Source organism: Pseudoalteromonas sp. S1608 (assembly GCF_005887265.1).
GTDB classification, from domain to species: domain Bacteria; phylum Pseudomonadota; class Gammaproteobacteria; order Enterobacterales; family Alteromonadaceae; genus Pseudoalteromonas; species Pseudoalteromonas undina.
Window position 1 is genome coordinate 299844 of the sequence record NZ_PNDK01000002.1, and the last position, 11631, is coordinate 311474.

Consider the following 11631-nt stretch of genomic DNA (forward strand, 5'->3'; position numbering starts at 1 on the left):
AACGAGCCATTTGGCTCGTTTTTTACTTTATTCTTGTCGGTAATCTTTGAAGAACCGCTGCATTTTCATCATCGCACTGCTTAAATCATCTTTATTAGGTAAAAACACCAATCTAAAATGATCGGGATCTGGCCAGTTAAAAGCGCGCCCATGTACTAATAATATTTTTTCTGCCTTTAATAAGTCAAACATCATTTGTTCATCATTTTTAATATTAAACAATTTTGTATCAACTTTGGGAAATGCATACAGCGCCCCTTTTGGCTTTTTACAGCTTATCCCCTCAATTGCATTTAATCCACGCCAAGCAATATCTCGTTGCTCGTATAAGCGGCCTCCGGGGTCAATTAAGCTATCAATGGATTGTACCCCACCCAATGCTTGCTGAATGGCATATTGAGCAGGGACGTTTGCGCATAAACGCATTGAGGCAAGAATATCGAGGCCTTTAATTAAATCTGTCATTAAGGCAGTGCGCCCGCTTAGCACCATCCAACCCATTCTAAGACCAGCGGCGCGATATGTCTTAGCTAAACCGTTAAACGTAATAATGGGAATATCGTCGCACAATGCACCAATAGAAGTATGGGTAACGCCGTCGTACAGAATTTTCTCATATATTTCGTCACTTAACAGTAAAAGCTTGTGCTCTCGGGCAATGTTGATCAATTCTTCAAGCAAGGCATCACTGTACACTGCCCCTGTTGGATTATTAGGGTTTATTAACACCAATGCTTTAGTTTTCGAGGTGATTTTGCTTTTAATATCATCAATATCAGGAAACCAATCTTGCTCTTCATCACATAAATAGTGAACAGGGTTACCGCCTGCTAACTTTACCGACGCAGTCCAAAGCGGATAATCGGGTGCAGGAATTAATACTTCATCGTCATTATTTAACAACGCTTGAGTGACCATTTGAATCAGTTCACTCACACCGTTACCAATGTAAATATTATCAACGTCTAAGTTGTGTAAACCACGCTGTTGGTAATGCTGATAAATAGCAACACGCGCAGAGTAAAGCCCTTTAGAATCACAATAGCCTTGAGCAGAATATAAATTACGAATAATGTCGCGGTGCATATCTTCTGGCATATCAAAACCAAACGCCGCGGGGTTACCAATATTAAGCTTAAGTACTTTTTGGCCCTCATCTTCCATTTTTTTAGCTTGCACTAAAACAGGGCCACGGATGTCATAACAGACGCCGTCTAATTTATGACTCTTTTTTATTTCTGACATTGTTACCTCTAAAGAGCAAGTTAGCCTTAAGACTAACTCAGTAAAGCCGTGAATTACTAGGGGAAATTAAGCGCTTAAAACTGAAAAAAATTCACGTTAACACTTTATTCTGTTCTTCATAAAACGGGTTTATCGCTGAGCGTGCCACTCATTTAATTTTGCTTGCGAGCCAGTAACTTGCGCCATTAAATTATTTGCTGCATCAACAGCCTGCTCGTCATTCCCATTATTTAAATTATATTCAATTAAACGTGCTACCTCGGCTAAACTTGCCGCTCCAAATTGAGCCGCATTTGACTTAAGGCTATGAGAATGGCGAATTGCAGCCTCTTTATCTTGGCCAAGCGCTGCAATAGTTTCGTTCCCTAAGCGCTCAAATTCCGCACAACAAAATTCCAGCGTATCTGGAAATTGTTCACCTAATAGCGATTCCATACTTTCTAAAGCGGATTCGTCGATACTGATTTCTGTCATATTGATGCCCTATAATGCGTTCCTGCAATTTATATTTCATCTCTTACTCTATATCTAAGCACAAAAAAAACCAACTTTATTAATGCAAAAATGTATAATTAAGTTAAATGTATTAATCGAATGGTTAGCTTATGGCACGTGCCCTTTGTGAACGCTGTAATTTTTCGCTAAGCACCTGTATTTGCAATGCAATCACCTGTGTTGATAATCAAACTCAGGTTGTTGTGTTACAGCACCCCAGTGAAGCAAAAATTAGTAAAAATACGGCACAGTTATTGGCATTAAGTTTAACGCGATGCAAAATAATTATAGGCGAGAATAATCAAGATTTTGCTTGCTTACAAAAGCTGCCGCTCAGCTCGACGGTGTTACTCTATCCAAACGAGGACGCAATTGAGTTAGATGTAGCTAATGACAATGAAAACGTGCGACCCATTACACATTTAATAGTGCTCGATGGTACATGGAATAAAGCCTTTAAAATTTTGCAATTAACCCCACTATTACAACAGTTTAAAACAGTAAGCTTTCGCCAAATTCCCACGAACCGTTATACTATTCGTAAAGCCCCAAGAGCAGATAGCTTGTCAACACTAGAGGCCGTAGCGCATAGTTTATCGCTCATTGAAGCACTCAATCCGGCGCCGTTGTATGATTTATTAGATGAATTAATTACCAAACAAACCCAACATATGCCCACTCACGTAAAAGCACGTTACCTGTAATTAAAAATGAAATAACCAATGCGTAATATCCCTTCTCGATTAAAGCGTGGATTTTCACGCCAAGGCCCTGACTATCGTTTTGACGACCAAGTTGATTTTAGCGATATTAGAACGACTTTTGGTTTTCGTTCGATGGTAGTTGGTAAATGGGTGACTAAAGAAGAGCGATTTATTAGTGCCAATTTAATTTATGATGCGCTAGCTGATTTAGCGCAAATTTTACATTTACCGCCAACAGCAATTGGCCTTCGCGGTAAGCTTAACTTTGCCTTTGGTCACGGTGGGCAAAAAGGCGTGCAAGCACACTATAATGCTTACGATCAAACTCTCGCACTGGCAAAAAACGCAGGCGGCGGTGCTTTAGCCCATGAGTGGTTTCATGCATTTGATCATCATATTAGTGAGCATTTATTTAAATCAAAAACTCGGTTTGGTTTCGCCTCTAAGTTATGGTTATCAAACTCTCCCGATTTGAGCCATCCACTTAATGATGCACTTAATCAATTTTATAAGCGGGTATTTTTAGCGCGAAACGGGGAAGATGCGAATGAATTTGTACAACGCTGTATCGCGTTTGATAAGGCACACAAGCAGCAATACATGAGTATGCCAGAGGAGCTTGCAGCTCGGTGTTTTGAAGCCTGTATAAATCAGCACCAAACAATAAAAAATAGCTTTTTGGTCAGTGGATTAAGCAGTAATAATTTAATTTACCCTGAGCTTAGCCAAACGCTACAAGCCAATGAAGCACTTAACCAATATTTTCAATTATTAGGTTACGCGCTTCATCAACAAACATAGTAATCGTTTCTAAAAATCAGAATTACTATTTATCATCACTGATACGACTTGCCACCGCGCTATTCTGATCTTTATATTTTGCATCAACACGGGTGTTATACGGGTTTTCACATGGACCGGTGAGCGTTTCAAAGCTCATTGCACCAATCTTCATCATGGGTCTAAGTGCAAGTGGCAGTTTACCCGAGTTATAAAACTCTAAAACAATATTACCACTCCAACCAGGGTCGATTCTGTGTGCGGTTACATGCACCATTAAACCTAAACGTGCCAGCGACGAACGCCCATCTAACCAGCCAACAATATCTGCAGGTAGGGTTACTTTTTCATAGGTTATTGCTAATGCAAGCTCGCCGGGGTGTAAAAAGAATGCTTCGCCTTCATCTAGTACAATTTCGTCGCTCATAATTGATTCTAAGGCTTTATTAAGCTGATCTTTTGGACCACTTAAATCAACAAAAGCGGCATTATGGGCATGAAAAGTTCTAAACTTATTACCCAAACGAAGATCCGCAGTCACCCCAGAAATCATTTCACTGGTCGGGGCGGGCTCAATAACAATGCGCCCGTCGTTTAAATATTCTTTTATATGTGTATCTGAAAGTCTCATTTTTAATCTTCCGTAATCACAACTTCAATCGCGTTGTGATGTTGTTGATAATAAAGCGTACTGGCGATGAGCCGTGCGGCTGCACTGTAAGTTTCACTTATAGCGGCACTTGCATCATTGGCAATCAATTTACCTTGTTCAGAGGATTCTCTGATATTAATCGCAAGCGGAATATGTGAAAGCACAGGAACACCATGCTTCATGGCTAATTTTTGTGCGCCATCTTTACCGAATACATGATTAGCTTCGCCGCAATGTCCGCAAATGTAATGGCTCATATTTTCAATTAAACCAAGCACTGGCACGTTTACTTTATTAAACATAGCAATGCCTTTTTGCGCATCTGCCAACGCTAAGTCTTGTGGCGTTGTAACAATTACAGTGCCACTGGCAGGTACTTTTTGGCTCATGGTTAATTGAATATCGCCAGTGCCTGGGGGCATATCGACGATTAAGTAATCAAGCTCACCCCAATCGGTTTCATTTAATAGCTGACTAAGCGCGCCTGAGGCCATAGGACCGCGCCATACAGTTGCATCATCGCTAGGCACTAAAAAGCCAATAGATTGCGCTTTAATACCGCTGGCATCAAATGGTTGTAATTGTTTGTTGTCTTTAGTGACAGGCTCGCTGCCTACCAAACCTAACAACATAGGAATAGACGGTCCATAAATGTCGGCATCTAAAATGCCTACTTTAGCGCCCTCGTTTTTAAGCGAACCGGCAAGATTTACAGCCGTAGTAGATTTGCCTACCCCACCTTTGCCTGAGGCCACTAAAATAATGTGCTTTATGGCTTTAAATTTTGCAGGCTCTTTAAGTGCCACAACCGCACTTACATTTACCTCGATTTTAAGTCGCTCAGCTAAAAAATTAGCAACATGCGGCATTTCAGATTGCGCGGCAAAAGGAAGAGTGAGTTTAACAATAATTGATTTATCGGTGTTTTGAGTAATATCAGCAATAAAATCTTGCTCAATACCCACAGCAAAAGCGGCACTGCGATAGGCCGCTAAAGCAGAAATAATCGGTTGTTTTTGCACCGATTTAGCAGAGAATAGTTTCGACAGTCCAAACATACCAATAAAATAGCGTTTCTTTGATGAAAAGTGCCACGGAATTATGTAACATTCAGGGCATTAACACCAGTCAATTAGTAAATATCAATAAGCAGTGTACTCTGTTACTACCGCGCTTATCGATAATGTAATAATTTTCATCTGTTCCTAGCTAGGAACGCTTAATTTGGAATGATTATGGCACAGCGAAAGATCCTGATTACTAGCGCATTACCTTATGCCAATGGCCCTACCCATTTGGGGCATTTATTAGAGTATATTCAAACTGATATTTGGTCGCGTTTTCAAAAACTACAAGGCCACGAAGCATACTACGTGTGCGCCGATGATGCTCATGGCACACCTATTATGCTTAATGCGCAAAAGCAAGGGATCACGCCAGAGGAAATGGTTAAAAACGTTAGCATAGAACGCCAACGCGATTTTGCTGATTTTAATATCAAATTTGATAATTACCACAGCACTCACAGCCAAGAAAATAAAGAATTTAGTGAGCTTATTTATAACCGCCTTAACGATGCCGGTCATATTAAAAAGCACACTATTTCTCAGTTATTCGATCCAGAAAAAGGTATTTTTCTGCCAGACCGCTTTGTTACTGGCACCTGCCCTACCTGTAAATCAGAAGATCAAAATGGTGATAGCTGTGATGCCTGTGGCGCAACTTATAGCCCAACAGAGCTAATCAACCCACGCTCTGTCATGTCGGGTGCTGAGCCTATTTTAAAAGATTCTGAGCATTACTTTTTTGACTTACCAGCCTTTGAAGGCATGCTTAAAGAATGGCTACACTCAGGCACAATCCAGCAAGAAATGGCGAACAAGCTAGATGAGTGGTTTGCCGATGGTTTGCAGCAGTGGGACATAAGCCGTGATGCACCTTATTTTGGTTTTGAAATTCCAAACGCACCAGGTAAATATTTTTACGTATGGCTAGATGCGCCTATTGGTTATATGGCGAGCTTTAAAAACTTATGTGACAAACAAGGCATCGACTTTGATGCGTTTTGGCAAGAAGGGTCTGACGCTGAGCTTTATCATTTTATTGGTAAAGACATCATCTACTTCCACAGCTTGTTTTGGCCTGCGATGTTAGAAGGCGCTCAATTTAGAAAGCCTACTAACGTATTTGCCCATGGATTTGTTACAGTTAATGGCGCAAAAATGTCTAAATCAAAAGGCACGTTTATTAAAGCGCGCACATATTTAGATAACCTAGACCCAGAATTTTTACGTTATTACTACGCAGCTAAACTTAACAGTGGTATCACCGATTTAGACTTAAACCTAGAAGATTTTGCACAGCGTGTAAATTCAGACTTAGTGGGTAAAGTAGTTAATATTGCGAGCCGTTGTGCTGGCTTTATTACTAAAAAGTTTGACGGTAAGTTAAGCGACACGATTATGGAACCACAGCTACTTGCTGAATTTCAAAATGCCTCAGCCACTATTACTGAACATTACGAAAATCGTGAATACAGCCGCGCAATTCGTGAAATTATGGCGCTTGCTGATAAAGCAAATCAATTTATTGATAATGCTGCGCCTTGGGTGCTTATTAAAGACGAGTCTAAGCAAGAAGAAGCGCATCAGGTATGTTCGTTAGGACTTAACCTATTTCGTGTGCTGATCACTTACTTAAAGCCTGTACTACCTGGTATGGCAACAAATGTTGAAACCTTTTTAAATGATGAGCTTACATGGCAAGGTGTGCAAACTGCACTAATAAGCCACCCTATCAATAAATTTAAGCCGTTAATGCAACGTGTTGAAATGGACAAAGTGAATAAAATGGTTGAAGAATCAAAAGAAAGCTTAATCGCTGAAAAAGACAAAATCGATCCTAATAGCCCACTGGCAAAAGAGCCTATCGCAGCTGAGATTGAATTTGATGACTTTGCAAAAGTAGATTTACGCGTTGCTAAAATTGCTAAAGCAGAGCACGTAGAAGGTGCTGACAAACTGCTTAAGTTAACTCTTGATTTAGGCGGCGAAACACGCCAAGTATTTGCAGGCATTAAATCAGCCTACGCACCAGAAGACATCGAAGGAAAGCTAACCGTGATGGTTGCTAACCTTAAACCACGTAAAATGCGCTTTGGAATGTCTGAAGGCATGGTACTTGCCGCAGGCCCTGGCGGTAAAGAAATATACATTCTTAACCCAGACGATGGTTCAGAGCCTGGTATGCGAGTAATGTAAACTCTGCTCTAGTTTAAAAAAGCCGCTAAATATTTAGCGGCTTTTTTATTGTTGACGTTATTTAGCTAAGGCGACTACTTTTGCCAAATGAATCACTAAGCATTGGGAGCTAATATAGATAAACCAATTTATATAGCGCACCTGAGGATAAAAACCTTGTCCTTGGTTACCATAAATCCAAAAAGCACCAATAATGGCATCAGCCAATGCAGCTAGTAAAAGCCCTAAGCTCACCCATATAATTGGTTTAGGTGCATAAAAACCACCATAACCAACAACCAACATAAGGCCCATAAGCGCCACGGCAGTTACCACCACACTATAAACGCCGGTCATAGCTAAAATAGGTATACCAGCCCCATCAAGGTACATATTAGCGAGCGACGTAGAACTTATCACCAGTACAACAAGCATAAAAAGTACGCTTTTAAATTGCGATATAGCTTGCTGCCTTTTATAGGCCAACACACAGGCTAAAAATAAAAGGCTGTAGCCAGGTGCAAAAAATAAAATTGAATCAATTAAGTAGTCATGCTTTATTAACGTTGCATAGCGATGATAGTGTTGGGATAGGTTAAAGTTTATTACATCCCCTACTGTGCACAGCATTAAAGCTGCGCTACATAGAACCGCTATAAAGCGTAACTGCTTATCTTTAAACTGATGAAATACCCAAGCAGAAATTGCCACACTATTAAACATCAGCAAACACAGCGAGCTCACTGTTAAGAACAATAAAATTTCTTTATTGTTAGGTGTAAAAAGTCCTATCAACATCACAACCAAAGCGCATAGCCAAGCAATAAAAGAAATTACTTGATGAGGGTGTTTTATAGTTATGTAATTGATTGCACTATCCAAGTTTGAAATTCATAAATTTAATTTAGCAAATTATTATCGCTTAGGGTTTATTTTTTTTATGCCCGTTTGCATTTCTTTTTGTGTTTTTAGCCGACATTGTGCCAACTGCTCAAGTCGAATAGCTTTAATTGCCGCCAAGGGGTCATCAGCACTAAGTCCACCAGCATCATAGGTGTTTTGTTGATTTATTACTTTATTATCATCTTGTTTAGTATACATATTATTCTCACTTGGGACCGTTTATCGATTTTAGCCGCGGTACATCGAATAAAAAAGTGCTGAAACACTGTACGATTTAGTTGATAAATACCTGACACTCTGTATATTAGTAGTTACTAATATTAAGGGGTGTATTATGCGCATTATTTTACTTTTTTCCAGTTTATTTATTTCATCCGCTGCTTTTGCTAACAATGTTGACGATGCGCGCAAAACTATTAAGGCATTTTCAACTGATTTAAGACAAGTACTGGTTAGCACAATGCAACAAAATGGACCTATAGCAGCAATAAGTGTATGTAATACAGCCGCACCCGCTATCGCTTCACAACACAGCAACAGTACATGGCAAATTAGCCGCAGTGCGTTAAAAACACGTAACCCAGATAATCAACCCGATGAATGGTTAAGAAATGTTTTATTAAACTTTGAACAACGTAAGCTCAATGGCGAGCCTATAGCAAAAATAGAACACCAAACACAAAGGTCAGATGGCTGGTATTTTATAAAAGCGATCCCCACTCAAAAGGCGTGTTTAGCATGTCATGGCAGTGACATTGCCCCTGAAGTTTCTAAAAAAATAGCGACTTTATACCCTAATGATCAGGCAACTGATTTTAAACTGGGTGACATTCGTGGCGCATTTGTAGTTAAAAAAGCCGATTAAAAAGCACCAACAGTAATTACGTCATTAAGCATTAGCTGCGTTTCGTTTTCTTTGGGCAACGTATAAAGTATACGGCAACATTACGAGCTGATTTAATATGATAGCTAATATCAGCGCAAACAATAATGCACTGGTGGTTAAAGGGATCCCTAACTTAAAGTTATTGAGTGTATTCTGTAATCTTTCAAAACGATCAGGGGAGAATATATACAGCAATTTTTGCACTAAATTACCTTGCTCAAATAGCTTCATACCTTGATTTAAGTCTGCGAATAGCATCAAGGTTTGCTGTTTTTGTTCTGCATCGGCTCTGACACTCGGTTCCGTGTTTTCTAAATGACGGTTTATCATTGCTTGTGTGCTAGAAAATTTATATTGCTTTGCTGTATCTGCATAGCCATCAACTTGCCACTTGGTCGCATGATACAAGCCCGCTAAATGTTGTTGGTAATGATCACTTAGCTGCGGTAGTTGCAATGCAATAATAAAAGCGCAAGCAAATATTAATTTATCGAACATGTTAACGATCATCATAATCCTTTGTGCTGCTCTAATTTAAACAGATGGATGGTGTTACTATGCTATACCATTTACTTAGCTAAGTGACTTACTTTTTATGTAGATAAATTTTATCGAGAAAAAGGTAAACAGTCTTTCAGACTCGTAAAAAATAATCCTTAACGTGATAAATGGTAGTATAAGTATGATTTAAATAGCAAAGCGCTAAGTTTTTATTGATCACCTTAATGTTTACCTGTTGCTAAAATAGCAACATTTCTGTAGATAAAACCCCGTGAATAGCTGAAATACTTACTAGAACGAGCATAAAGTATTAATACCTAATTCTAAATGCCCTCTTTAATACTAGTGATTTTTACACTATATTAAAAGATAATTAAGCGTCTGTTAATATTGAGAAAGAGTTTGTGGAAGCGAATAAAAATAATACCACTGTTGAAGAGAAAGCAACTGAAGATCAAAAAAAGTTTTTCCTCGATTTACTTCCAGGGAAATTAATTGATATACAATTTAACAACCCTATTCAGGTTCGCTTTAAACTCACTTTAATCGGCTACGACACCGGTAAATATTTAATATTAAAATACCCTGCTCAAGCAGGTAAAAACGACTACAGCGATATTTTAGTTGAAGGTAATGGCGCCATTGTTCGTTATATCATCGAAGATGAGCGCGGTGAATGTGTGGCTTTTTCTACCAGTATATTAGCGATTTCATTTCGCCCTGAACGCTTAATTTATCTAGCGTACCCTAAAAAAATCGAAAGCCGTCAATTACGTGAAACTAGCAGACTACCGACTCATATTCCAGCTAAAATAAGTTTACACAAAGGTGATATAGACGCCGATAGTAAGAGCTTATTGCATGGGTTAATCATTGATATTTCACCCAGTGGCTGCCGTTTTGCGATACATGTAAGCTCTGGATTTGTAGCGCTAAAAAAACGCCAAGTATTTGTGCATATTTTGTCACCGATAGACAATAAGTCTGTCATAGTCACGTCCTATATCAGAAATAATCAAATGAAGGGGAATCGCCTTAGTGTCGGTATCGAGTTCGATGCATCAGAGCAAACTAAGCTAAATGAGCTACTCGAAGCGTATTCAATTGATATAGATTAGAAAAATCACAAACGAATTAAGGCTAACACCTTATGGTTAGCCTTGCTAACAGCAGTTCTATTACTCTAAAGGTTTTAAAAATCTCTCTGTTCTAGGTAAATAATAGTTATCGTAATCAAGCGATACAATCACACGCTCGGCTTTACCTAGTAATTCATCACGTGGGATAAGCCCTATTACTCTAGAATCTGCACTATTATCACGGTTATCACCCATGGCTAAATAGTAGTGTTCAGGAATTGTTATTTCATCAAAGCTCGATAAACGTGATGGTGTATTACTAACGCGGATTGAATGCTTATAACCATTTAAGTTTTCTATTTTATCTAAAGAAGTCGTATTACTTTGCAAATGTGTGTAATTAAGCTTTTCGCCGTTGATAATAAGTTCATTATTTTTAAGTACAATAGTATCTCCAGGTACACCTATTACTCGCTTAATCAAACGGTTATCCGCTACTTTCGAGTCAAATACAATAATATCGCCAGTTTGTGGGTCCCCCATTCTCAACAGGGATACATGCGTAAATGGTATACGTAAATCATACGCCATTTTATCGGTAAGGATTCGATCGCCTTCTTCAATAGTCGGTTTCATTGAACCTGTTGGTACTTCATACCAATCGGCGACGGCACTTCTAAAAACACTCATTAAAATAATGAATACAATTAAAGAACGATTATTTTTCCAAAATTTATAAAGTCGCTTCATGTTTTGTCTCTGCTATGGGTTAAGTATTTATTTGACTGTATAAACGCAGAGCCGTTCAAAGGAGTGTGTAACAAAACATGTTTAATGATAGAGACATGTATAAAACATGTCTCTAAAGGTGGTTTACTGCTGATTTAACTTGTCTTTCGCTTCTTGTACTTTTGCAAAATCAAGACCTAATTCATCAGTGGCTTCTTTAATCAAATGCGGTTGAGTCATCACCACAGCCATTAGTTGCTGAAGCTTTTCAGGTGGTATACCCAGCTCTTGCACTAATGCCATGGCCATCATTGGGTTTTGGGTAAATGCTTCAAACAACGCAGCTACTTTTTCATCACTAACGTTGTGCTCTTTTAATATTGCAATAATTGGATTCATTATTTGCCTTAATATTTTA

The 11631-nt window shown here is 38.9% G+C and carries 14 protein-coding genes; 5 read left to right on the forward strand and 9 right to left on the reverse strand.

Annotated features, from left to right (window positions below):
* Positions 1–27 precede the first annotated feature (27 nt).
* Together CWB75_RS01680 and CWB75_RS01685 are read right to left on the reverse strand one after the other, a co-directional pair.
* Positions 28–1245, reverse strand: a complete 1218-nt coding sequence (locus CWB75_RS01680; protein ID WP_010390182.1) for a pyridoxal phosphate-dependent aminotransferase — start codon at positions 1243–1245, stop codon at positions 28–30.
* A gap of 129 nt (positions 1246–1374) precedes the next feature.
* Positions 1375–1719 (reverse strand): Hpt domain-containing protein, encoded by a 345-nt coding sequence (locus tag CWB75_RS01685; RefSeq protein WP_010390183.1) that lies wholly within the window; start codon positions 1717–1719, stop codon positions 1375–1377.
* A gap of 131 nt (positions 1720–1850) precedes the next feature.
* Between CWB75_RS01685 and CWB75_RS01690 the strand changes: the two genes are divergently transcribed.
* Positions 1851–2444, forward strand: a complete 594-nt coding sequence (locus tag CWB75_RS01690; protein WP_138569717.1) for a tRNA-uridine aminocarboxypropyltransferase — start codon at positions 1851–1853, stop codon at positions 2442–2444.
* Between the two features lie 18 nt (positions 2445–2462).
* Positions 2463–3245 (forward strand): CLCA_X family protein, encoded by a 783-nt coding sequence (locus tag CWB75_RS01695; RefSeq protein WP_138569718.1) that lies wholly within the window; start codon positions 2463–2465, stop codon positions 3243–3245.
* A 25-nt stretch (positions 3246–3270) separates the two neighbouring features.
* Here the strand turns inward: CWB75_RS01695 and dcd are convergent, their stop codons facing one another.
* On the reverse strand, positions 3271–3855 hold the full coding sequence (gene dcd, locus CWB75_RS01700) for a dCTP deaminase (RefSeq protein WP_010390186.1): 585 nt from the start codon (positions 3853–3855) through the stop codon (positions 3271–3273).
* A 2-nt stretch (positions 3856–3857) separates the two neighbouring features.
* Entirely contained in the window at positions 3858–4934 is a 1077-nt protein-coding gene (apbC, locus tag CWB75_RS01705) for an iron-sulfur cluster carrier protein ApbC (RefSeq protein ID WP_055012560.1), read from the reverse strand.
* Positions 4935–5111: 177 nt separating this feature from the next.
* Here apbC and metG point away from each other — a divergent pair, with 177 nt between their 5' ends.
* Positions 5112–7136, forward strand: a complete 2025-nt coding sequence (gene metG, locus CWB75_RS01710; protein ID WP_138569719.1) for a methionine--tRNA ligase — start codon at positions 5112–5114, stop codon at positions 7134–7136.
* 57 nt (positions 7137–7193) lie between these two features.
* Here metG and CWB75_RS01715 read toward each other — a convergent pair whose 3' ends face one another.
* Both CWB75_RS01715 and CWB75_RS01720 read right to left on the reverse strand, forming a co-directional pair.
* A complete protein-coding gene (locus CWB75_RS01715; protein WP_249362293.1) occupies positions 7194–7871 on the reverse strand; it encodes a hypothetical protein in 678 nt (225 codons plus the stop codon).
* A 159-nt stretch (positions 7872–8030) separates the two neighbouring features.
* Positions 8031–8216: a hypothetical protein gene (locus tag CWB75_RS01720; protein ID WP_138569721.1), complete on the reverse strand. Its 186-nt coding sequence runs from the start codon at positions 8214–8216 to the stop codon at positions 8031–8033.
* Between the two features lie 136 nt (positions 8217–8352).
* Between CWB75_RS01720 and CWB75_RS01725 the strand changes: the two genes are divergently transcribed.
* On the forward strand, positions 8353–8883 hold the full coding sequence (locus tag CWB75_RS01725; RefSeq protein ID WP_138569722.1) for a Tll0287-like domain-containing protein: 531 nt from the start codon (positions 8353–8355) through the stop codon (positions 8881–8883).
* Positions 8884–8907: 24 nt separating this feature from the next.
* Here CWB75_RS01725 and CWB75_RS01730 read toward each other — a convergent pair whose 3' ends face one another.
* A complete protein-coding gene (locus tag CWB75_RS01730; RefSeq protein ID WP_055012565.1) occupies positions 8908–9414 on the reverse strand; it encodes a DUF2937 family protein in 507 nt (168 codons plus the stop codon).
* 395 nt (positions 9415–9809) lie between these two features.
* On the opposite strand from CWB75_RS01730, the gene CWB75_RS01735 reads away from it, so the two are divergent.
* On the forward strand, positions 9810–10523 hold the full coding sequence (locus CWB75_RS01735; RefSeq protein ID WP_010390195.1) for a flagellar brake domain-containing protein: 714 nt from the start codon (positions 9810–9812) through the stop codon (positions 10521–10523).
* Between the two features lie 60 nt (positions 10524–10583).
* Here the strand turns inward: CWB75_RS01735 and lepB are convergent, their stop codons facing one another.
* Positions 10584–11234 (reverse strand): signal peptidase I, encoded by a 651-nt coding sequence (lepB, locus tag CWB75_RS01740; protein WP_138569723.1) that lies wholly within the window; start codon positions 11232–11234, stop codon positions 10584–10586.
* 123 nt (positions 11235–11357) lie between these two features.
* Positions 11358–11612 (reverse strand): DUF2999 family protein, encoded by a 255-nt coding sequence (locus CWB75_RS01745; protein WP_008113615.1) that lies wholly within the window; start codon positions 11610–11612, stop codon positions 11358–11360.
* Between the last annotated feature and the right edge of the window lie 19 nt (positions 11613–11631).

Bases quoted from the DNA above. Each gene is read 5' to 3' on its own strand.
- CWB75_RS01690 (WP_138569717.1), top strand. From the start codon at position 1,851: ATGGCACGTGCCCTTTGTGAACGCTGTAATTTTTCGCTAAGCACCTGT.
- CWB75_RS01720 (WP_138569721.1), bottom strand. From the start codon at position 8,216: ATGTATACTAAACAAGATGATAATAAAGTAATAAATCAACAAAACACC.
- CWB75_RS01745 (WP_008113615.1), bottom strand. From the start codon at position 11,612: ATGAATCCAATTATTGCAATATTAAAAGAGCACAACGTTAGTGATGAA.
- metG (WP_138569719.1), top strand. From the start codon at position 5,112: ATGGCACAGCGAAAGATCCTGATTACTAGCGCATTACCTTATGCCAAT.
- dcd (WP_010390186.1), bottom strand. From the start codon at position 3,855: ATGAGACTTTCAGATACACATATAAAAGAATATTTAAACGACGGGCGC.
- CWB75_RS01695 (WP_138569718.1), top strand. From the start codon at position 2,463: ATGCGTAATATCCCTTCTCGATTAAAGCGTGGATTTTCACGCCAAGGC.
- CWB75_RS01680 (WP_010390182.1), bottom strand. From the start codon at position 1,245: ATGTCAGAAATAAAAAAGAGTCATAAATTAGACGGCGTCTGTTATGAC.
- apbC (WP_055012560.1), bottom strand. From the start codon at position 4,934: ATGTTTGGACTGTCGAAACTATTCTCTGCTAAATCGGTGCAAAAACAA.
- lepB (WP_138569723.1), bottom strand. From the start codon at position 11,234: ATGAAGCGACTTTATAAATTTTGGAAAAATAATCGTTCTTTAATTGTA.
- CWB75_RS01685 (WP_010390183.1), bottom strand. From the start codon at position 1,719: ATGACAGAAATCAGTATCGACGAATCCGCTTTAGAAAGTATGGAATCG.
- CWB75_RS01725 (WP_138569722.1), top strand. From the start codon at position 8,353: ATGCGCATTATTTTACTTTTTTCCAGTTTATTTATTTCATCCGCTGCT.
- CWB75_RS01730 (WP_055012565.1), bottom strand. From the start codon at position 9,414: ATGATCGTTAACATGTTCGATAAATTAATATTTGCTTGCGCTTTTATT.